Source organism: Lysinibacillus sp. IITD104, from assembly GCF_036698265.2.
Classification (GTDB): Bacteria; Bacillota; Bacilli; order Bacillales_A; family Planococcaceae; genus Lysinibacillus; species Lysinibacillus boronitolerans.
Genome location: NZ_JBAHYH020000001.1, coordinates 4,038,448 through 4,060,807, shown reverse-complemented (window position 1 = coordinate 4,060,807; position 22,360 = coordinate 4,038,448). Strand labels below are relative to the sequence as shown.

20 protein-coding genes and 1 riboswitch are annotated in these 22,360 nt (G+C 38.5%); of the genes, 12 read left to right on the top strand and 8 right to left on the bottom strand.

Annotated elements, in window-relative coordinates; all coding sequences use genetic code 11:
* Position 1 precedes the first annotated feature (1 nt).
* From V1L66_RS20470 to V1L66_RS20440, 7 genes are all read left to right on the top strand, one after another.
* The gene (locus V1L66_RS20470; RefSeq protein ID WP_016992217.1) at positions 2-1,540 is read left to right on the top strand and encodes an acyl-CoA carboxylase subunit beta; all 1,539 of its coding nucleotides are present in this window, start codon (positions 2-4) and stop codon (positions 1,538-1,540) included.
* Positions 1,541-1,672: 132 nt separating this feature from the next.
* Entirely contained in the window at positions 1,673-2,239 is a 567-nt protein-coding gene (locus V1L66_RS20465) for a VanZ family protein (RefSeq protein ID WP_016992218.1), read from the top strand.
* A gap of 328 nt (positions 2,240-2,567) precedes the next feature.
* Positions 2,568-3,296, top strand: coding sequence for a hypothetical protein (locus V1L66_RS20460; RefSeq protein ID WP_333006200.1), 729 nt, complete (start codon positions 2,568-2,570; stop codon positions 3,294-3,296).
* Between the two features lie 24 nt (positions 3,297-3,320).
* Positions 3,321-3,815 (top strand): Cys-tRNA(Pro) deacylase, encoded by a 495-nt coding sequence (ybaK, locus tag V1L66_RS20455; RefSeq protein ID WP_036078139.1) that lies wholly within the window; start codon positions 3,321-3,323, stop codon positions 3,813-3,815.
* A 126-nt stretch (positions 3,816-3,941) separates the two neighbouring features.
* Positions 3,942-4,577, top strand: coding sequence for a YitT family protein (locus V1L66_RS20450; RefSeq protein ID WP_016992221.1), 636 nt, complete (start codon positions 3,942-3,944; stop codon positions 4,575-4,577).
* Between the two features lie 101 nt (positions 4,578-4,678).
* On the top strand, positions 4,679-5,755 hold the full coding sequence (locus V1L66_RS20445) for a hypothetical protein (protein WP_016992222.1): 1,077 nt from the start codon (positions 4,679-4,681) through the stop codon (positions 5,753-5,755).
* 58 nt (positions 5,756-5,813) lie between these two features.
* Positions 5,814-7,013, top strand: a complete 1,200-nt coding sequence (locus V1L66_RS20440) for a glycine C-acetyltransferase (RefSeq protein ID WP_016992223.1) — start codon at positions 5,814-5,816, stop codon at positions 7,011-7,013.
* A gap of 130 nt (positions 7,014-7,143) precedes the next feature.
* On the opposite strand, the gene V1L66_RS20435 is transcribed toward V1L66_RS20440, so the two are convergent.
* The 6 genes from V1L66_RS20435 to V1L66_RS20410 form a co-directional block, all read right to left on the bottom strand.
* The gene (locus V1L66_RS20435; RefSeq protein WP_312124018.1) at positions 7,144-8,340 is read right to left on the bottom strand and encodes a CoA transferase; all 1,197 of its coding nucleotides are present in this window, start codon (positions 8,338-8,340) and stop codon (positions 7,144-7,146) included.
* Positions 8,337-9,497 carry an alpha-hydroxy acid oxidase gene (locus tag V1L66_RS20430; RefSeq protein ID WP_333006199.1) on the bottom strand — a complete coding sequence of 387 codons (1,161 nt, stop codon included), beginning with the start codon at positions 9,495-9,497 and terminating at the stop codon, positions 8,337-8,339. Before V1L66_RS20430 ends, V1L66_RS20435 begins: the two co-directional genes overlap by 4 nt.
* 14 nt (positions 9,498-9,511) lie before the next feature.
* Positions 9,512-10,291 (bottom strand): enoyl-CoA hydratase/isomerase family protein, encoded by a 780-nt coding sequence (locus V1L66_RS20425; protein WP_016992226.1) that lies wholly within the window; start codon positions 10,289-10,291, stop codon positions 9,512-9,514.
* Between the two features lie 13 nt (positions 10,292-10,304).
* On the bottom strand, positions 10,305-10,976 hold the full coding sequence (locus V1L66_RS20420; protein ID WP_016992227.1) for a methionine ABC transporter permease: 672 nt from the start codon (positions 10,974-10,976) through the stop codon (positions 10,305-10,307).
* Positions 10,969-11,994: a methionine ABC transporter ATP-binding protein gene (locus tag V1L66_RS20415; RefSeq protein ID WP_036078150.1), complete on the bottom strand. Its 1,026-nt coding sequence runs from the start codon at positions 11,992-11,994 to the stop codon at positions 10,969-10,971. Before V1L66_RS20415 ends, V1L66_RS20420 begins: the two co-directional genes overlap by 8 nt.
* Before the next feature lie 105 nt (positions 11,995-12,099).
* The gene (locus tag V1L66_RS20410) at positions 12,100-12,930 is read right to left on the bottom strand and encodes a MetQ/NlpA family ABC transporter substrate-binding protein (RefSeq protein WP_333006198.1); all 831 of its coding nucleotides are present in this window, start codon (positions 12,928-12,930) and stop codon (positions 12,100-12,102) included.
* Between the two features lie 88 nt (positions 12,931-13,018).
* Positions 13,019-13,123: riboswitch (SAM riboswitch) on the bottom strand.
* A gap of 122 nt (positions 13,124-13,245) precedes the next feature.
* Between V1L66_RS20410 and V1L66_RS20405 the strand changes: the two genes are divergently transcribed.
* Positions 13,246-13,749: a PPC domain-containing DNA-binding protein gene (locus V1L66_RS20405; RefSeq protein WP_112117230.1), complete on the top strand. Its 504-nt coding sequence runs from the start codon at positions 13,246-13,248 to the stop codon at positions 13,747-13,749.
* Positions 13,750-13,791: 42 nt separating this feature from the next.
* On the opposite strand, the gene V1L66_RS20400 is transcribed toward V1L66_RS20405, so the two are convergent.
* Positions 13,792-14,961, bottom strand: a complete 1,170-nt coding sequence (locus V1L66_RS20400; protein WP_333006197.1) for a pyridoxal phosphate-dependent aminotransferase — start codon at positions 14,959-14,961, stop codon at positions 13,792-13,794.
* A 96-nt stretch (positions 14,962-15,057) separates the two neighbouring features.
* On the opposite strand from V1L66_RS20400, the gene V1L66_RS20395 reads away from it, so the two are divergent.
* On the top strand, positions 15,058-15,852 hold the full coding sequence (locus V1L66_RS20395) for a carbon-nitrogen family hydrolase (RefSeq protein WP_103117388.1): 795 nt from the start codon (positions 15,058-15,060) through the stop codon (positions 15,850-15,852).
* A gap of 52 nt (positions 15,853-15,904) precedes the next feature.
* Here V1L66_RS20395 and V1L66_RS20390 read toward each other — a convergent pair whose 3' ends face one another.
* A complete protein-coding gene (locus V1L66_RS20390; RefSeq protein ID WP_333006196.1) occupies positions 15,905-17,473 on the bottom strand; it encodes a PucR family transcriptional regulator ligand-binding domain-containing protein in 1,569 nt (522 codons plus the stop codon).
* A gap of 233 nt (positions 17,474-17,706) precedes the next feature.
* Between V1L66_RS20390 and V1L66_RS20385 the strand changes: the two genes are divergently transcribed.
* Genes V1L66_RS20385 through V1L66_RS20375 form a run of 3 tightly spaced genes read left to right on the top strand, consistent with a single transcriptional unit; the run spans position 17,707 to position 22,058 of the window.
* Positions 17,707-19,119, top strand: a complete 1,413-nt coding sequence (locus V1L66_RS20385; protein WP_048393384.1) for an amino acid permease — start codon at positions 17,707-17,709, stop codon at positions 19,117-19,119.
* Between the two features lie 23 nt (positions 19,120-19,142).
* Positions 19,143-20,672: a CoA-acylating methylmalonate-semialdehyde dehydrogenase gene (locus V1L66_RS20380; RefSeq protein ID WP_333006195.1), complete on the top strand. Its 1,530-nt coding sequence runs from the start codon at positions 19,143-19,145 to the stop codon at positions 20,670-20,672.
* A 33-nt stretch (positions 20,673-20,705) separates the two neighbouring features.
* A complete protein-coding gene (locus tag V1L66_RS20375) occupies positions 20,706-22,058 on the top strand; it encodes an aspartate aminotransferase family protein (RefSeq protein WP_016993407.1) in 1,353 nt (450 codons plus the stop codon).
* The last annotated feature ends 302 nt before the right edge of the window (positions 22,059-22,360 follow it).

The window sequence follows — 22,360 nt, the reverse complement described above, 5'->3', positions numbered from 1 at the left end:
CATGAGCAATATCTCGACAGAAAATACACCACCTACAATGAAAGATAAAATTTTAGCAGGTGGATTACCAAAATATCATGACAAAAATGCACAACAAGGCAAGCTATTTGTACGTGAGCGTCTTGAACTGTTACTTGATGATGGTCTTCAATCAGAGGATGGGCTCTATGCGAACTGTTTAGCAGGAGATTTACCAGCAGATGGTGTTGTCACTGGTATTGGTAAAATCCATGGTCGTACAGTTTGTGTGCTAGCGAACGATTCAACGATTAAAGCAGGTTCTTGGGGAAAACGCACGGTTGAAAAAATGATTCGCATTCAAGAAACCGCTGAAAAGTTGAATTGTCCATTACTCTATTTAGTGGATTCTGCGGGTGCGCGTATTACAGATCAGCTTGAAATGTTCCCGGGACGCCGAGGTGCAGGACGCATTTTCTACAATCAAGTCAAACTGTCAGGAAAAGTTCCGCAAATTTGCTTATTATTTGGTCCTTCGGCTGCAGGTGGTGCCTATATTCCTGCATTTTGCGATATCGTGGTAATGGTAGAAGGGAATGCTTCTATGTATTTAGGTTCTCCTCGTATGGCCGAAATGGTTATCGGTGAGAAAGTAGATTTAGAAACAATGGGTGGCGCAAAAATGCACTGTTCTGTTTCAGGTTGTGGAGATGTGCTTGTTAAATCCGAACAAGAGGCTATTACTTATGCGCGCAAATATTTAGGATACTTCCCTAATAACTATGCAGAGCGTAGCAAGGTAGAGACACCCAAACCGCCGGCTTCATTTGATAAATCTATTGAAGAATTAATACCTCAAAACCAAAATGTTCCATTTGATATGTATAAGCTAATTGATCGTATTATCGATGAAGATTCGTTTTGTGAGGTTAAGAAATTATTTGCACCAGAATTAATTACAGGGCTTGCGCGAATTAATGGACAATCAGTTGGGATCATCGCTAACCAACCTCGCGTCAAGGGAGGCGTGCTATTCCATGATTCTGCTGATAAAGCGGCGAAGTTTATTTCACTTTGTGATGCTTTCAATATCCCGCTGTTATTCCTAGCAGACGTTCCAGGATTTATGATTGGTACTCAGGTTGAAAAAGCAGGAATTATCCGTCATGGTGCTAAAATGATTTTTGCCATGAGTGAGGCAACTGTTCCTAAGCTAACGGTCATTGTGCGTAAAGCGTATGGTGCAGGATTATATGCAATGGCTGGTCCTGCGTTTGAACCAGACTGCTGTATTGCCTTATCAAATGCACAAATTGCCGTAATGGGACCAGAAGCTGCTGTCAACGCCGTCTATGCCAATAAAATTGCAGAACTTCCAAAAGAAGAGCAAGCAAGCTTCATTGCCGAGAAACGTAAAGAATATCAAGAGGAAATTGATGTGTATCGCTTAGCTTCAGAGCTTATCATTGATGATGTGATTGAGCCTAATGAGCTACGCCAGGTACTAGAAAATCGCTTAGAACTTTATATGTCAAAATACTTATTATTCTCACAACGTAAGCATGGGGTAAACCCGGTTTAAACATACTTATTGCAAGGCTGTCTCTGCTGATAAGAGACAGCCTTTTTGGATGATAATTTTTTTCAGCTACTTGCAAGCAATAGTTGAGCATATTAAAATATGGGAAGGAATAAAGGGAAGTGGGTGTTAAGCTTGTCTAAAAACAACATAGCGGATGTTCAGAATAATGCCAAGCTCCCATTACCATATCGGGATGTCATTGATACATATTATTTGCCGCTAAAGGTAGCAGGTTGGATTTTATTTAGTATCTATTCATTTATGGCTTTTTATAAATTGGTTATTGATCGCCTAGTAGATGTAGTCGTCATTTTATTTAAAGGAGATTACTCTATAGGTGACTTAGGATTGTTTGATTATAGTAGTTGGCGTTTAACTACAAATTTTATTCCCTTCGAAACGATTCTCCGTTATATAAACTACTCTCAATATTTTAATTGGGAAATTATAATCGTTAACTTACTTGGCAACTTGTTAATTTTTACTCCAATGGGCTTTTTACTGCCATTACTATCGAAGAAATTCCGAAAAGCATGGATTATTATTTGTTTGGGCTTTTTTGCTAGTCTTGCTGTCGAAACCGTTCAATTTATTTTTACCGTTGGCTCTGCGGATATTGATGATTTAATTTTAAATACAATGGGGGCATGGCTTGGTTACTTAGCTTATAAAGGTATATTGATTAAACCCAAAAAATGAGAAAAGCAGTCCAGAATGTGAGGACTGTTTTTTTTATGTTGATTAACACTATTTGTTTAGTGTATATGTAATAAATTTTATTGAAAATAGTAGAGAGCTAATAAATGAATATGAAAAGTATTAGTCGGATGAGGTTCTTTATACCTATTTTTGAAAATGATTAGTATCTCTTTAGGAGGTTAGTAGTAATTAGTGCTTGAATTTAATAGTGAAAATTCCGATAATGAGTGTACAGAAACTATTCAAATGGTATAGATAGAGTGTGAGAAAGAAAGTTCATATCTGTTAACTTATTAGCATATGAAGATAAAAGGGCGAGGTGAAAACTATGAAAATAACAAATTTAATGGAACAAGAAAGAATTTCATCCCAGCATAATCGTAAAAAAATACTGCAGCGTAAAGAGGCAGGAGATGCCTATAGAAAAAATGCGATGTATTTTCAGCCAAAGAAAAACCCATTATTGATTGAACTTGAAAATTTACTGTTAGGGCGTACTGACCAAGATTTATATGAGCAACAGCAAGAAGAGTCAAAAGAAGTAACTCCTCGGCAGCAAGCCATTATGGAGGATTTACAGCAAACAGAAAAGAATGTACGGGCCCATGAGCAAACCTATAAGGTAGGAATGAATGATAACGCTGATTCCTCGCATATATCCGATTCAGAACTAGGTGACACACTACTGCCCATTTTAGAGCAGGTACGTAATGCAGCATTGTCATCAGCAGAGCCTTCTCCTCAAGATTTACGTGTGGCGCAAAGCGTTGATGCTCACATACAGCATATGTTAAATAATTCAAATGGTGACGAGGTTTCCACAAATGAAAGCGAACCATCTTTTGTACGTGACATCATCGAAGTGAAGGTTCCTGAACGTTACGCGAAGGAATTGAAATTGGACCCATTTGCAGATACAATTTTCGGTAAGAATTATGAGACTGCATTCAAGTTAAGAGCATTCAAACAGGCATCGGAAAGATATGCGGCTCACGTTCAAATGACGAAAAATGGCTATCGTCCAGACAAGGATTCTATGTTCTCTTTGATAGCCTGATGCTGTAGATAGGAGATTGTTGACATGGCAAAGGCAAAGCATGCGAAAACGAATGCGATTCGTTTATTAGAACAACAAAAAATGCATTTTGATGTGATGGAATATGAAACAGGGGACGGTCAAGTTGATGGTGTTTCTGTAGCTGAGAAAATAGGACAGCCTGTTGCTCGGGTATTTAAAACATTAGTAGCAAAAGCAAGTGCACAAAAGCTATTTGTATTTGTTATTCCAGTAGCTGAGGAGCTGGACTTAAAAGCAGCGGCAAAGGTGGTTGGGGAAAAGAAAATCGAAATGTTAGCGGTAAAAGATCTACTTAGCCATACTGGTTATGTTCGTGGTGGATGTTCACCAGTAGGAATGAAGAAGTTATATCCAACGGTCATTGATGCATCTGCTCAAGAACAAGGTAGTATAATTGTTAGCGCTGGGAAAATTGGTATGCAAATTCATGTTCAAGTAGATGATCTGAAAACTATAACAAAGGCACAACTTGCCTCAATTACAGCTACCCATGAGTGAGAGAATGGGTAGTTTTTTTATGTGTTAAGATGAAAGGTTTAGATCAAGCACAATAGCTTAATTTTGGTTGAAAGTATGATAAAGTAATAGCAATAGCAATATTATTCATAGAGAGAAGGATAAGGAATGCGTAGAATAATGGGGTGGCGTTGGACCTTTTTTATTGGTGGCTTAATTGTGATGTCACTTGGAATCACGATGTCGATAAAGGGGAAAATCGTTGGCACAAGCCCATGGGATGTTTTACATGTAGGTCTCTTTCAAAATTTTGGGTTAAGTATCGGCACATGGTCTATTGTAACAGGACTCTTTATAGTTGCTTCAACATCCATTGTATTACGTCAATGGCCAAAGATAGGTACTTGGCTCAATATGCTGCTAATCGGCTCGTTCATTGATGTATTTAACTGGCTGTTGCCCTCAACGGATGTATATGGCTTACAAATTACATATTTTATTATTGGTTTATTTGTTTTGAGCTTTGGCTGTGGGATGTATATTGCACCGAATATGGGCGCAGGACCAAGGGATACCTTAATGATGATACTTGTTGAAAAATTTGGTGGATCTATTAAGACAGCAAGAATGGGAATTGAAGTACTTGTAACAATTGTTGGCTGGCTTCTAGGAGGGCCAGTTGGAGTGGGGACGGTATTGATCGCCTTAACCTCAGGCTATATTGTGCAATATTCATTACCGTATTGTCGTAAAATATTAATGAAATGTATTGGAAATATGGAGGGCATGAAGCCTTTCTATTAATTCATGAAGCTACTTTTATCTGTCATAGATAGAAGTGGCTTTTCATCTTTTTTGGTGTTCCTTCATATAATGCAGGGCGGAAGCTAAAGGAGGAACGACATTTGAACGGAAATGTAACGTATTATTTTGGACACGCATTGACTGGTCAAGGTGTGAAGCATTTATATAAAGAAATGATGGAAGAAGCGGCGCTTGTTTATTTTTTGCAAGGGCCTGCCACATTTAAAGGTTCAGAACTGTTAAAAGAACTAGGATACTTCTATGTGAAACAGGGCTTTGCCGTCGAGTGGTTTAAGCATGCTTTATTAGAGGAAGTTGTTGAGGCCGTTTATGTAAAAGGCTGTAACAGACTTTTTGTATGGGCATCTGAGTGGAATATCGAGCCAACTTTACTCGGTACAAAGCATCGTGTCATGTCTTTCTATGACTGCTTAGAGGATATACAGCTTAAAAAGGTTGGAGAACAACTTGCTGAGGCGATGCAGGAGCGTGCAACTTGGCGTGAAAAATGCATAGCAAAACTGGATCAAGCAATCAAGCTACATGATGACTGGGAGGTTGTCACACAAAGTTGTATGAACTGGCAGGCATTAAATGAACAGGTAGAAAATTTAAAGAATGAAGTGTTTCAATCCATTGTTTTGAATAAATCAGGTAACCGAACACATCGTTTACTTGGAACGTTAACTCCTAGAGGTGCGGAAAATACAGTGGAAAGTATCACCAAGAGTATCACGACTCGCTTCATGATTAAAGGCAAGCCAGGTACAGGTAAATCTTCATTAATGAAAAGTTTAGCGGATGAGGCAAATGCAAGAGGGCTTGATGCACAAATTGTTTGGTGTGGCTTAGATGCGGGATCTGTGGATATGGTCATTATCCCAGAGCTAAATTTCTGTATCTTTGATAGTACAGAGCCACATATCTTTTATCCAGAGGATGGTAGATTAGGGGATAAGATATTTGATATTGGGCAACATTGTGCGCTTTCAGAGGAAGCAGAAACTGCGATTGAAGCAGTGCGAGCGCAATACAAAGAAGCTATACAGGATGCGATGGGCCATTCCAAACGATATGCAGAAGCAGAATATACCGTCCGTCGCCTATTAGATAATTGTCTATCCGCTTCTTTATGGCGTGAAAAAACAGCGCCACTATTCGAAAGATTAACAAAGTAATGTAGCTAATGGCTTGCATGTGCTAAACTAGGAGCGAGAACAGTTTTCCTAGGAAAGGATGATACGCTTGTCAAAAGTATTGAATGCATTTTTAGATGAAAACCTACAAGCCCTACATGAACAAGGCTTATACAATGAAATCGATCCAGTAGAGGGAGCAAATGGCCCGATTATTCAGGTCCGTGGAAAAAATCTTGTTAACTTATCCTCTAACAACTATCTTGGTTTAGCAACAAATGAAGAATTAAAGCGTATTGCCAAAGAGACAATTGATAAATACGGTGTTGGAGCAGGTGCTGTTCGTACAATCAACGGGACACTTGACTTGCACGTAAAATTAGAAGAAAAGCTTGCTGAATTTAAAGGAACAGAAGCGGCTATTTCTTATCAATCTGGATTTAATTGTAATATGGCAGCTATTTCGGCTGTAATGGATAAAAATGATGCCATTCTATCTGATCAATTAAACCATGCCTCTATTATTGATGGATGTCGCTTATCAAAGGCAAAAATCATCGCGTTTAATCACTCTGATATGGAGGATTTACGTGCAAAGGCAAAGGCAGCAAAGGAATCAGGTTTATACAATAAAATCATGGTTATCACAGATGGTGTCTTCTCAATGGATGGTGATATTGCTAAATTACCTGAAATTGTGGAAATTGCGAAAGAGTTTGATTTGATTACGTATGTGGATGATGCACATGGTTCAGGTGTAACAGGTAAAGGAAAAGGAACTGTGAAGCATTTTGGATTAGAAAAAGAAATTGATTTCCAAATTGGTACATTATCAAAAGCCATTGGTGTAGTAGGTGGCTATGTAGCAGGTAAGAAAAATTTAATTGATTGGCTAAAAGTTCGCTCACGCCCATTCCTATTCTCAACAGCATTACCACCAGGTGATGTAGCCGCTATTACAGCAGCCGTGCAAATGCTGATTGATTCAACAGAGCTACACGATAAGCTGTGGGATAATGGCAACTATTTAAAAGCGGGGCTTGAGAAGCTTGGCTTTAATATTGGCGCGTCTGAGACACCAATTACACCATGTATCATTGGGGATGAAAAGTTGACACAGGAATTTTCAAAACGTTTATTTGAAGAAGGCGTTTATGCAAAATCGATTGTCTTCCCAACAGTTCCAAAAGGTACAGGACGCGTTCGGAATATGCCAACAGCGGCACATACAAAAGAAATGCTTGATGATGCAATTGCGATTTACGAGAAGGTTGGTCGTGAATTAGGCGTTATTCAATAAGAAAAAGGCTTCCTCATTAATGGGGAAGCCTTTTTGCATGATAGAAATGAAAAAGTGTAGGATAGAATCAAAAAAGTGACCGATAGAAGCTTAAATCTAATTGGTAGCGATCTAAAAATAGACAATCACTTTATTTTGACCCAATTATTTTGGCTGCCTTGAGCTGTTGAATAGCTTGATCAGAAATATTTAATGCCTGTAAAATTTCTTCATTATGTTGCCCTAAAGTAGGGGCTGCATTTGTTAGCTGTCCAGGTGTTTGTGAAAACTTAGCTGGGAAGCCCAATGTTCTCATTGGTCCAGCAGTAGGGTGCTCATAGGACAGTACCATGCCACGCTCTAGTATATGAGGGTCATTTAATGTTTGATCATAAGAATAGATTGGACTAGATGGTACACCGTGCTTATCCAATAGTTCGAGCCAGTAGATAGCCTTATGCTTGATTAGCTCGCTTTCAATTTCTGCTTCCAGCTCCTTCACATGTTGGGCACGTGAATAGTTGGTAGCAAAGAGAGGATTGTCTAACCAATCAGGTCGATTGACAACCTTTACAGCAAAAATCTCCCATAGCTTTTGATTGCCAGCACCTACTAGAATATAGTCATCCTGTGTTTTGAAACCTTGATAGGGCGCTGACACACGATGGGCGGTTCCTGTTCGCTCAGGTAACTCACCTTGTCCGAAGTAAGCAGCGGCTTCCCAAACAGTCCACGCAAGACCTGACTCCACTAAGGACACATCAATATATTGACCTTCACCACTACGAAGCTTATAGATATAGGCCATTAAAATGGATTGTAAGGCTGTTTGTGCAGCGGCAATATCATTCACCGCAAAGCCAACTTTTACAGGTCGGCCATCTGCTTCACCTGTCATATGCATTAAGCCACTCAGACCCTGAGCCATAATGTCATAGCCACCCTTTTGACTATAAGGACCTGTTTGACCATAACCGGAAATAGAGCAGTAAATTAGGCCCGGATTGATGGCTTTTAATGTGTCATAATCAATCCCAAGCTTTTTCGTGACACCTGGTCGATAATTTTCCACAAGTACATCAACAGATTGAATCAATTCTTTAAATAAAGCCAGTCCCTCAGTAGTTTTTAAATTGATGCAGACACCTTTTTTATTACGATTAACCATCATATACATATGACTTTCTTCATTAACGAATGGACCCATTGTACGGGTATCGTCTCCATTTGGATATTTTTCAATTTTGATAACTTCTGCACCCATATCTGCTAACACCATCGTGCAATAAGGACCCGCTAAGACTTGTGATAAATCGACAACCTTTAATCCTTGTAATGCTTGTTTCATTTAACCTCAGTCCCATCCTGTTTGACTAATGTGATGTTACGTAATCCCTTGACAGAGGTGGCGCCTGCTAATGCGATGGAAACCTTTAATTCATCATAAAGATTGGTCATCACCTTTTCGACGCCTTGTTGTCCTTCAAGGGCTAGCCCATAGACGAAAGGACGCCCAATTGCAACGGCATCCGCTCCTAAAGCAAGTGCTTTTAAGGCATCCATGCCACGATATACACCACTATCTAATATAATAGGAATTTGTCCATGCACAACTTTCGCAATAGCAGGAAGGGCATCAAGTGAACCAATCACGCCATCTAATTGACGGCCGCCATGGTTTGATACAATAATGCCATCAATACCATTGTCGATAGCTAGCTTTGCATCTTCAGGATGTAAAATTCCCTTCAATAATATAGGAAGATTTGTACGTTTTTTTAACTCTCGAACATGCGCCCAATTAAGTGTTGGGTGGAAGACATTTTGCAAGACACCTTGTACATAGGACTCGAATGAATCATCAGGTAAAGTGGCTGTAAAAACGGGGTCATTCATATAATTTCCTCTTGCATAGCCTAGCTTCAATGGTGAAAATTGATTGCGTACATCTTCTTCACGCCAGCCAAGCATTACGGTATCGACAGTTAAAACGATCGCTTCAAATCCAGCTTCCTCTGCACGTGTAGCCATACTAAAAGCAATTTCTTCATTAGTAGACCAATATAATTGAAACCATTTTGTTGCAGAAGGCGCAGCTTGAGCAACTTCTTCAAGAGCAAAAGTAGAAACGGTGCTTTGTATATAAGGAATATTTAAAAACTGGGCGGCACGTGCAACGGCAAGCTCACCTTCATCGTGAACCATTCCGTTCATGCCTACAGGAGCAAAAAGCAAAGGAGTTGGATATGTTTTACCAAACAAATGAACCGATGTATCAACTTTTGACACATCATTTAAAAATCGGGGAACAATGGAATACTTCTCAAAAGCTGCACGATTATTGCGCCGTGTTTGTTCACCGCCAGCACCTGAACGGATGTAGCCAAAAGGTCCAGCTTCGATTTTTTCCGCTACGGCCTTTTCTAAATCTGCAAAGCAAATGGGGAAGGGGGCTTGTGCAGTTATATTTTTTAAGAGTAGATCGCCATCAGTTATGTTTGTCATCGTTACTACCTCACTTATTGATTGAAAATAGGCTTTCTTTTATTTAAAAAGGCTTGAATACCTTCGTTATAATCGTCTGAACTAAATGAATCCAAAACTAACTGTGCCAGCTCATCGTTTTCTTCATTTTCACCATCTACAATTGCTTGGATAATTTTTTTGATGCCTGCGTTTGCAATGGATGATTTACTTAATAAATGTTCAGCGAATTGCACTGTGGCCTTTTCAATATCCTCTGGTTCGTGTAGGGCCGTGATTAAACCAATATTTTTTCCTTCTTCAGCTGTAAAAATAGTAGCTGTGTACAAAATTTCCTTTGCCTTAGCGACACCAACAATATTGATGAGACGTTTCGTGCTTTCTAAATTATAGACAATACCTATGTTTGCAGCGGTGATACCTAGCTTACTCTTAGGTGTTGCTATTCTAAAATCACAAGCGTTTGCTAACTCTAAGCCTCCACCAATTGCTAAGCCCTGAATCATAGCAATTGTCGGGTGCGGAAATTTATAAAGAGCATCGATCGCCTTTAGAGCCAATTCATTATAGGCTTTGGCATTGTCTGTAGCATAACGAACATCTAAAAACTCGCTAATATCTGCACCAGATGAAAAGGCTACTTCATTGACACCGCGAACAATTAAGAGCTTGATAGTAGAATCTACACGTAGTTGCTCAAGGTGGTCTGCTATAGCTTGAAACATTGCCCTTGATAAAGAATTTCGTTTTTCTGGGCGGTTTAATACTAACGTTGCAATATAGCCATTTTTCTCTACATAAATTTCCTTTGTCATCTTCATTCTCCTCTTAATCTTTTTTCAACTTCGCAGCGAAGCGGTTTCCGATGGATTGAATGCTCTGCACAAGGATGATTAAGATAAAGACAGTTGCATACATCACATCAACCTCATAACGTAAATGACCATAGCGATAGGCAAGGTCACCTAAACCGCCAGCACCAACCATTCCTGCCATTGCTGTTGCACCAATTAATCCTATTGTGGCAATCGTTAAGCCTAAAATAATAGATGGTCGAGCTTCACGTAATAGGACATGCCAAATTATATGGCGACGTTTAATACCCATGGCTGTGTAGGCTTCTACAACTCCTGAATCCACTTCTAAAAGGGCAGATTCCATCAGTCGTGCAATATAAGGAGCCGTGTAAACAACTAACGGAACGATTACACCTTTAACACCAATTGTTGTACCAACAATTAGCTTGGTAAAAGGTAAGATGAAGAATAATAAAATGATAAATGGAACAGAGCGAACAATATTGATGAATAGATTAAAAAACTGATAGAAAAATTTATTTTCAAAGGATTGTCCTGGTCGAGTTAAAACGATTAATAGCCCTAATGGAATACCAATTAGAATGGAGAACAACAATGAAATTCCGACCATTTGAAATGTTTCCATAATTGCTTTGCCAATAACATCTGACCAATCTGTAAAGAAGCTTTGGATACTACTCATTGAACGCACCTCCTAATTCTTCCACTGCTACGCCATTTTCTGAAAAATACGTTAGCGCCTTTTGGACAATATGCGTCTCGCCATGTAGATGCACCACAATATTGCCGACAATACCGTTTTTTAATTCAATAATATTAGCTGTTAAAATATTTGGTTGCACATCGTATATCTTAGTGACTTCTGCTAATAATGGCTTACCAGTACTTTCACCAAGAAATGTTAAACGGATTACACTTCCTGAAACATTTAATTGCTCAATAAGAGAAGGGGATAAATTACGTTGTGAAATTGTATTCAAAAACTTTCGCGTTGTAGGGTGCTTCGGTTTTGCAAAAAGTTCAATCGCTGTGCCAAATTCCACAACTTTCCCTGACTCTAGAACAGAAACCTCATCGCAAATTTTTTGAATTACATTCATTTCATGGGTGATGAGCAGAATCGTAATGCCTAATTCCCGATTAATTTTTAACAACAATTCAAGAATGGCTTCCGTTGTTTCAGGATCAAGTGCACTTGTTGCTTCGTCACTAAGTAAAATCTCTGGTTCCTGTGCTAAGGCACGTGCAATAGCCACACGCTGTTTTTGACCACCTGAAAGTTGATTTGGGTAACTATCTAGTTTATCTGTTAAGCCGACAATTTCGGCATACTTAGCTACTCGGTTTTTTACTTCCGCCTCTTTATAGCCTAGCAGCTTTAAGGGAACAGCAATATTATTGTAAACCGTTGCTGTTTTTAGTAGATTGAAGTGCTGAAAGATCATCCCGATTTTTTGGCGTGTTTGACGTAATTCATGAAGAGAAAGGGTCGTAATGTCTACATTGTCTATCACTACTTTTCCCGCTGTAGGACGTTCTAGTAGATTAACGCAACGAATGAGTGTACTTTTCCCAGCACCACTATAGCCGATTACTCCATGAATTTGTCCCTTTTTTACATGAAGATTGATGCCATCCACAGCTTTTATGATGCCTTTTTTCGATTTAAATTCTTTTGAGATATTTTGTAATTGAATCATGCGATTATTTGCTCCTTTCTCAACCTTCTAAAAAGCAAGAATCTGCTCGTTTTCCTATAGAGGAATTTCGGCAGATTCTTCGGCTTTAGAAGCTTTCTGAATGTTTTACCAGCTAGGGATTACAGAACCTTTAAACTCTTCTTCGATGAATTGACGTACCTCATCAGATTGATAAGCCTCAACGAACTTTTTAATTGTTGGATCATTTTCATTTTCAGCACGCACAACAATATAGTTCACGTATGGAGAATCAGTAGATTCCAATAAAATAGAGTCATCTTTAGGATTAATGCCAGCTTCTAATGCAAAGTTTGTATTAATAGCTGCTACATCTACTTCACTAAGTTGTTTAGGAATTTGAGCTGCCTCTAATTCAATGAATTTTAAATTCTTTTTGTTTTCTTCTACATCACGGATCGAGGCTGTTAAGTCTGCGCCATCTTTTAACTTAATATAGCCAGCTTCCTGTAAAACAAAGAGGGCACGTGCTCCATTCGTTGGGTCATTTGGTAAGCCAAACGTTGCACCGTCAGGAATGTCATCAAAGGATTTATATTTTTCTGAGTAGATACCCATTGGATTTAAAATCGTCTTGCCCACTGGTACTAAATCTGTATCATGGTCTTTATTAAATGTATCTAGGAAAGGCTCGTGTTGATAGCTGTTAGCATCAAGATCACCTTCAGCTAAGGATGTATTAGGTAAAACATAGTCAGAAAATGATTTTAGTTCTACTTCTAGCCCATTTTCTTTTGCTACTTTAGCGGCTACTTCTGCAATTTGTTCGTGTGGACCAGAAGTGACGCCTACAACGATTTTCTTTTCATCAATTCCTTCAGTTTGGCTTTTACTATCTTCTTTAGAGCCACAGCCTGCTAAAGCTGCTACTAATGTTAAACTTGCTAAACCTACTAAAAATTTATTTTTCTTTTTCATGAAAATACCTCCAAGATTGTTTTTATCGGTTTTTTGAAAATAAAAAAACTCTCTTACAAATTAAGAGAGGCTCATGAAAAGATGTCCTCTCTTATCTATCAAACGAAGATCGTTTGCAGGATTTAGCACCTTCCTATAAAAAGGAGGTTGCCGAGCTTCATAGGGCCAGTCCCTCAGCTACTCTTGATAAGAGATTTATAATATTTTTTTGTAATTCCGATAGAACTAATATAATTTATAGGGTATAGTAAGTCAATAAATAATTTTTAAATTTTTTATATAATTATAATATTTCGACGCAAAAGAGGGATAACAATGTCTGTAAGAGTTAATTATGGTATAGGTTCATTTGGTAAGGTTATTAGTGCTCGTTTTCTAACGGGAACAGATATCATTGAAGGGATTGAAGCGCTTTGCGAAGAGAATAGCATAGAGTCAGCAACAATTGTAAGCTGTATTGGCAGCTTTCAAAAAAGCAGCTTTGTTTATTTAGTGCCAGATGCAACAGCTCAAATTCAAGTTCGTTTTAGTGATGTGATTGAAAAAGAGGGACCATTAGAATTTATTCAAGGTTCAGGTGTGGTGTGTAAGCGAGATGGTGGATATGAGACACATTTCCATGGTTCTATGAGCGATCAATGGGGTGTTGTATCAGGTGGGCATTTAATAAAAGGGGGCAACCCTGTTATTACTGCTGACATCGTGTTGGCAGAGGTACAAGGGATTCAACATATTCGAAAATGGGATGATGAAACAGGTCATGTTCAATTTTATCCATTAGAAAATGGTTTAGGGCAACCAAGGAAAATTGAAAAATAGTAATAATCCTGTAGCTAGGGATAGCTACAGGATATGGCGTCATTATCTTTTAAACAATTGTAATTGCTCGATTCTATGGATTGCTTCACGTAAGCGCTCCTCACTAACCAGCAATCCTACGCGTACATAGCCTTCACCATATTGACCGAAGCCATTACCTGCTGCTACAGCGATATCAGCTTTTTCGAGCAAAAGATCAGCAAACTGTTCACTTGTATAGCCTAGTGGTACAGGGAGCCATGCGAAGAAGGAGCCTTTTGGAGCCGTAACATGCCAGCCAATTCTTCGAGCTTCTTCAATGAGTACATTGCGGCGACGCTCATAAGTAGCTCGTAGTTCATCCGCACATTGTTGGGAAGCCGTCAGTGCTACTGCTGCGGCTTGTTGAATGGCAGGGAATTGACTACAAAACAGATGATCCTGAATTAGATTAATAGCAGCAATAATCTCGGCATTCCCTACAGCGAAGCCTATACGCCAGCCAGCCATATTATAGGTTTTCGATAATGTATACATTTCAACTCCTACTTCTTTTGCACCCTTTGCTTGAAGGAAGCTAACTGGTTTATTACCGTCAAATCCTATTGCCCCATAAGCAAAATCATGTGATACGATAATATTGTGCTCCTTCGCAAAGCGAACGGTCTCTTCAAAAAACGCAAGTGATGCTGTACCACCTGTAGGGTTGTTCGGGTAATTTAAGTAAAGAAGCTTTGCTTTTTCTTTCACTTCATCAGGTAATGCATGATAATCAGGTAAGAAATCATTTTCAGCAAAAAGGGGCATTACTTCAAAATTGACGTCTCCTAGTACAACACCTGATAGGTAATCTGGATAGCCAGGATCTGGTAAGAGCATCGTGTCACCAGGGTTTAACACAGCTAAAGGTAGCTCAACTAGACCAATTTTTGTTCCACCAAGAATCGCTACCTCTGTATCTGGATTTAGTTCTACCTGATATTCACGTAGATAAAAGTCCGCAGCAGCTTGGCGTAATTCAGCGAGACCTCTAAAAGGTGAATATTTGTGGTTTTGAGGATTTTCAGCTGCTTCCTGTAATGCTTGAATGATGTGAATAGGCGTTGGCTGATCGGGATTTCCTTGCCCAAGGTTAATGACATCACGCCCTTCTTCTAGAGCCGAGTTTACTTTTTGAACGAGTGCTGCAAAAAATTGAGTGGGTAGTTGCTGTAGTTTTTTAGAGAATTCCATGCATGATCACCTTTTTCAGAATATAATAATTATTATTGAAGAATATGAAGCAAATAGTATTACTTTTTCTGTTAATTGTCTAGAGGAGGAATAGAGATGAAAATCGGTTGTATTCAATTAAATGTTGGCTTTGGCAAAGTTGAAGAAAATTTTGAACGTGCCGAGGATAAGATTCGTGAAGCTGCAAAAAATGGGGCAGAAATCATAGTGTTACCTGAAATGTGGAATACAGGCTATGCTTTAGAGAAACTGCCTGAGCTAGCAGATATCAATGGTGAGCGGACAAAGACCTTTTTGGCTAAACTTGCTAAGGAACTTGATGTACATATTGTAGGGGGCTCTGTTTCAACAAAGAAAGGCGATAAATTTTATAATACGATGTATACCTTTGATCGTAATGGAGAACTTGTTGGGGAATATAGCAAGGCACATCTTTTCCGTTTAATGGACGAGCATCTTTACTTGGAAGCAGGGGATGAAATGAATCGTTTTGCTTTAGATGATATTGAAGCTGCTGGTGTCATTTGCTATGATATTCGCTTCCCAGAATGGTTACGTGCACATGCATTACAAGGAGCAAAGGTATTATTTGTACCAGCGCAGTGGCCAACTCCAAGGATTGACCATTGGAAAACGTTGCTACAGGCTCGTGCAATTGAAAATCAATGCTTTGTCATTGCAGTAAATCGTATTTCGAAAAAGGTAGAAAATTTTAATGGGCAGTCTATGATTATTCAGCCTTGGGGAGAAGTATTATGGGTAGGTGCTGAGGACGAGGAAGTAGCAGTGATCGATGTAGACTTTTCTATTGTCGATGAAGTACGTGGAAGAATTCCTGTTTACGATGATCGTAGACCTGGATTGTATCACGATGTAGTTGTGAAAGGGTAATAAAGGGCACGCTTAGGAGGGGAGTTAACCTTTTAAGCGTGCCAACTTTTTTCTAGCTCTTATCCTCGATTAATGAATTGGCTAGTAGCATAAATTCAAGTGTAATGCGGTTATGCCCGTTCATAAAATTTTTACCAAGTAAACTTTCAAGCTTTTTTAAGCGGTGATAGAGTGTTTGACGAACAATAAACAATTGATTCGCTGTTTGCTGTTTAGAGCCATTTGTTTGTAAATACACTTGCAATGTTTCGAGAAGCTTACTATTATATTTTTCATCGTATTCAATAACGGGCTGTAAATAGTCGTAAATCACTTCCTGTAAATCCACCTGCATTTGTAATTTATAGATTAAATGATATAAATGCAGATCATCATAAAAGAACGAGGACGTTTGTACTTTTCGACAAATATATAAGGTTTCCAGTGCAGTTTGATAGCTTTTGGGAATTTCATCCACATCACAAACAACCTTCCCAATAGCTATCTGATAACCTTGTGCCTGCTGCTTTTTATAAAATTCAGTTTTGACCAAAGAGGAAAACATGTTGTTTAACATATCACGAATGGCTTTACTATCTTTTGTATGCAGTAAAATAAAAATAACATAGCTTTTTCTTTCAAATAAAAATGGAATAAAGCCATGTTGCTCAAAGAGATTACGATAATAAAGCTTACTATAGACTACATCCTCCTGTGCCTTTGTCAAGGTATTAGGAGAAGCCAAAATAAAGACAGTGCCACTGGATTGTGTATAGTTAGTATAATGTGTAACGATAAATTTATAGATTTCCTCCTTAGATAGTTTTTGATCAATCCAATCAGCTAAAATCGAAGCATCCTCAATATTCTTTTTTTCCTCAATATAGAACTCTCGCATAAAAAGCTGTGCCAACGCTGTTGCCGTGCGATCTAATATTAATAATTCAAATTCGGAGAAAAGCCCATCTTCTCGATAAATTGATAAATCGGCATAATGTTGATCAAATAGAAAAATAGGCTCATGTTTAAATTGCTGAGACGATGTATTCAATGTTAGGAATTGCTGCCGCTTTTTATGAGCCATATTCGGGAAAAAGACAGGTTCTCTTCCCTTAATGGAAAACATAATTTGTATTTTCAATTCATTATACATATTTTGTAAAATATCGTCCGTGTTTTGTCCCAATACTGCATTTTTGTTCAATGTTTGTGAGTAAGCTTCTAGTGAAGAAATCAATAGATATTGCTGATTGATAATTTGACTATGTAAATCCTGTGTAATACGAACAAAAGGAACTGCTTCATGAAAAACAATAATAGGAAACTGGTGGCGGTTGGCAAGTGTTAAAATCGCTTCAGGTACTGCTTGAATAGAGGTGCCATATTCAATACAAAGTGCTGCACAATTTTTTTGAATGATGGCTTCTATAAAGGATACAAAGTCCTCAATACTATGTTGGAGACTAAGCCCTGTAGTTAATACTAACTCTTCACCAACTAAAAAATTATCAACATGTATGATTTCTAGTACATGTGCCCATTTAACGCTCCTTGTTAATCCCTCATGACCTGCAACTACCTCTGCATTTTGAAAATATTTATTCTGTAAAACGTCTAGTACTTTTAGTTGAAATGTGCTCATTTTTGCCCCTCCTTTTGACATGCGTGTCAGTGGTTAGAATTCAATAATTTCTGCTTGGTGCTGAGAATTTACTCATAAAATCGTTTAAAAAATATTTTAAGAATATTTAGTCTATTTTACATTATGTATAAAACAAAAGTATAGAATTTTACAGTTTGTCTATTACTTCAACGTTATGAAAGATGTAAGATTTTTGTAAGCGATCAAGCAATCTACTAAAAGAGGTGACAGATATGGGGCAACAAACGCATTTACAAAGAGGATTAAAGAAGCGGCATATGACGATGATTGCGATTGCCGGTGTAATCGGTGCTGGACTATTTATGGGGAGTGGCTCGGTCATTAACCTAGCTGGTCCAGGGGCAATTTTATCGTATATATTTGCAGGAATTATCGTTGTATTAGTTATGCGTATGCTAGGTGAGATGGCGGCAGTCAATCCAACGAGTGGATCGTTTGCTCACTATGCACATGAAGCCATTGGTCCGTGGGCAGGTTTTATGATTGGATGGTTGTACTGGTTTTTCTGGGTGATTGCCATTGCTTTAGAGGCAACAGCAGCAGCTGCCATTATTCAATATTGGTACGATGGGATTCCTTTATGGCTTTTAAGTCTGTTATTAACTGTAGCACTTACATTAACAAATGTTCTTTCTGTCAAAGCTTTTGGTGAGTTTGAGTATTGGTTCTCTCTTATTAAGGTTGCAAGTATAGTCGTTTTTCTAGGTCTTGGTGCTTTTATTATCTTTGGTATTGCTCCAAACTTTAATGCTGTTGGTATGACCAATTTAGTTGAACAGGGTGGTTTTTTACCAAATGGTTTTGGCGCTGTTCTAATGGGTGTCGTTATCGTTATTTTTTCATTTATGGGGACAGAAATCGTTGCGATTGCTGCTGGTGAATCGGATGAACCATTAGCCGCTGTCACAAAAGCTACCAATTCTATTACTTGGCGTATTTTAATTTTCTATGTAGGCTCTATTGCAGTTGTAGTGACGCTATTGCCTTGGCATTCCTCAGATATTTTAACAAGTCCTTATGTAGCGGTACTTGATTATATTGGTATTCCTGCAGCCGCACAAATTATGAATTTTGTTGTTTTAACTGCTGTATTATCATGCCTAAATTCAGCACTATATGCTACATCAAGAATGGTATTTTCTTTAGCGGAAAAAGGAGAAGCACCAAAAGCATTTTTAAAATTAAATAAAAATGGTGCACCTGTTAATGCCATACTTGCCGCAACATTTTTCTCATATATTGCGGTCATTATGAACTATGTGTCGCCAGATAAAGTATTTATGTTTTTATTAAGTTCTTGTAGTGCTATTACGTTGATTCTTTATTTAATCATTGCCTTTTCACAGTTAAGAATGCGACGGAAGATTGAGCAAGAAAATCCAGAGCTATTAAAGGTGAAAATGTGGCTATTTCCATATTTAACATATTTAACAATAGTAGCAACAACAGCATTACTCATTGCGATGTTCTTTATAGAGTCTATGCGCTCACAAATTTTATTTACATGCGTTATTGTGGCCATTGTGATGATTTTCTATATGCTGACTCAAAAGAAAAAGGTGATCAAACAAGCCGATGAATCAAGTTCCCTTTTCACAAAAGACAAGTTTGATTTTGAACAATAAGACGAAAAAAGGAGTGGTCAATTATGACAGTTCAACAAGAAATGAAAACGCTAACACATTTTATCAAAGGAGAAGAGGTAGCAGGTACAAGTAACAGATTCTCTGAAGTATATAATCCGTCAACAGGTGAGGTTATTGCAAGAGTACCCCTTGCTTCAAGAGCCGAGGTAAAGCATGCTATTCAGTTAGCTAAGGAAGCCTTTCCAGCATGGAAAAAAACATCAATTGGGAAGCGGGTAGAAGTGCTACATCGTTTCCGTCAGCTGTTAGTAGAAAGACAGGAAGAACTTATCAATGTGATTTGCCAAGAGAGTGGAAAAACTAAGGAAGATGCGAAAGGTGAAATTGTTCGTGGTATTGAATCTGTGGATATGGCGATCAGTGCCCCACAAATGCTAAAAGGAGAGTATTCCGTCAATGTAGGTGGAAATATTAATGCTTTTTCTGCCAAATCGCCTCTTGGTGTAGTAGCAACCATTGCACCATTTAATTTCCCTGTTATGGTACCACTGGCTATTACAAGTATGGCTGTTGCGGTAGGAAATGCAGTTATTCTAAAGCCATCTGAACGTGTACCTATTTCAGCATTATATTTGAGCCAATTATGGAAAGAGGCAGGTCTACCAGACGGTATTTGGACAGTGGTTAATGGAGATAAAGAGGCAGTCGATGAACTATTAGAAAATAAAGAGATTCAAGCAATTTCATTTGTTGGCTCAACGCCTGTTGCTGAATATATCTATCAAACTGGGACAAAGCACAATAAACGTGTTGCGGCATTTGGTGGTGGAAAGAACTTTATGATTGTAATGCCTGATGCCAATTTAGAACAGACAGCAAATGCCTTTTTAGGAGCAGCATATGGTGCAGCATCTCAGCGTTGCATGGCTATTTCTGGTGCACTCGTTGTAGGGAAGGATACGGAGCAACGATTTACAGAAATATTGAAAAATAAAATATCCCAACTAAAGGTAGGGCCTTATACAGAGCAAGACGTCGATTTCGGTCCTGTCATCTCTAAACAATCAAAGGAAACGATTATACGTTATATCGATGGGGCGGTCAGTGAAGGAGCGAATCTTGTCATCGATGGAAGACATCCAAAAGTATGTGAATCGTCAAATGGTTTTTATCTTGGTCCTACTCTACTTAATCATGTAAAACCAGAAATGACGATCTTCAAAGAGGAGGTCTTTGGTCCAGCACGTATTGTAGTGGGGGTTGACTCTCTACAAGAGGCTATCGACTTAATAAATGATCATGAGCTTGGCAATGGTGTCACAATGTTTACAAGCAGCGGCGCAGCGGCGCGTAAATTCCAAGAAGAAATAGAAGTGGGCATGGTAGGAGTAAATGTACCAATACCAATTCCAGTTGGCTATCACAACTTTGGTGGATGGAAACGCTCTAAGTTCGGTGAAGGGCATATGTTTGGCCCAGATCAGGCGAGATTCTTTACAAAGGCAAAAACGATTTCTGAGCGCTGGCCAGATGAAACAGAAGATACAACAAGCTCCTTTGCGTTCCCGAGTAATAACGATGTGAAAAACTAATGTAAGGAAAATAATAATGAGGGGTGTTTGGCGATGACGCAGATCAATCTTAAAAGTGATGTATTAGCAAAGGATGAGCAATATGTATGGCATTCAATGAAACCCTATAATCCGCAAGCCACGTATGTAGTAGAGAAATCTGATGGTGCAAAAATCACAGATACAGATGGTGCGGAATATATTGATGCGATGGCTGGGCTATGGTGTGTCAATGTTGGCTATGGTCGTAAAGAATTAGCGGATGCAGCACATGAGCAAATGATGAAAAATGCTTATGCACCTTTATCTCAGGGACATTTACCAGCAGTCGAACTAGCCGAAAAACTTAATGAAATGCTTGGTGGAGATTATGTTATTTTCTTCTCTAACAGTGGTTCAGAGGCGAATGAAACAGCTTTTAAAATAGCACGCCAATACCACCAGCAAAAAGGACAAAGCTCGCGCTATAAAATTGTCTCTCGCTACCGTGCTTATCATGGGAACTCCTTTGGGGCTTTAGCGGCAACAGGGCAGGCGGAGCGTAAATATAAATATGAGCCTCTATCACCTGGCTTTATCCATGTTGCACCACCTGATCAATACCGTGAGCATGAAAGTGATACTATTGCGCCATTAGATTTAGCGAGTGTAAAGGCCGTAGACAAAACGATGACATGGGAGCTGGGCGACACAATTGCAGCGATGATCTTAGAGCCTATTATTACAGGTGGTGGTGTCATTATGCCTCCAGAAAACTATTTAAAAGGTATTGAAGAAGTATGTAAAAAACACGGCGCTTTAATGATTGTGGATGAGGTTATTTGTGGCTTTGGTCGTACAGGAAAGCCATTTGGATTTATGAATTATGGTGTAAAGCCTGATATTATTACCATGGCTAAAGGAATTACAAGTGCCTATTTACCATTATCAGCTACAGCAGTAAAGCGTGAAATATATGAGGCGTTTACTGGATCAGATGCATACGGCTATTTCCGCCATGTAAATACATTTGGTGGCTCACCGGTGGCATGTGCAGTCGCATTAAAAAATATTGAGATTCTTGAGCAAGAGGCATTATTTGACCGTTCCAAGGAAGTTGGTGCAGCAACACTAAAAACATTGCAGCAAGAATTGCAGCAACACCCAAATGTGGGGGATGTACGAGGTAAGGGCTTATTGATTGGGATTGAATTAGTTGTAGATAAAATCTCGAAAGAACCTTTACCTGTGGAGAAAGTGAATGCAGTCATTGCAGCATGTAAAGGGCAAGGTGTCATCATTGGGAAAAATGGAGCTACTGTAGCAGGATTTAATAACGTCTTAACGTTATCGCCACCACTTAATATTGCACAAGAAGATCTTGACCGCATACTAAGTGTGGTTGTGAATAGTATAAATACGCTATAGTAACTATTCATGTAGGTTCTAAAAGCCATATCAAAAGGGCTTTTAGAACTTTTATTAATGGGCTTTGGAGCAACAATCAGCTGTAGGGAGCATTATTATAGCTCAATAAAAATAAATATAAAATTCTGAAATTTATTAAAAAAATACTGGAAATATTAGATTTCATCGTTTATAGTTGTTAAAAATAATGAAATTTTCTGATAATAAAACAATTTTCTGAGAGGGAATATTTTTTTAATCACTTATTTTCAGCAGTGGAATAAATATACCTTGTATTTTGAACTATACTTTCTGAGTTAAAA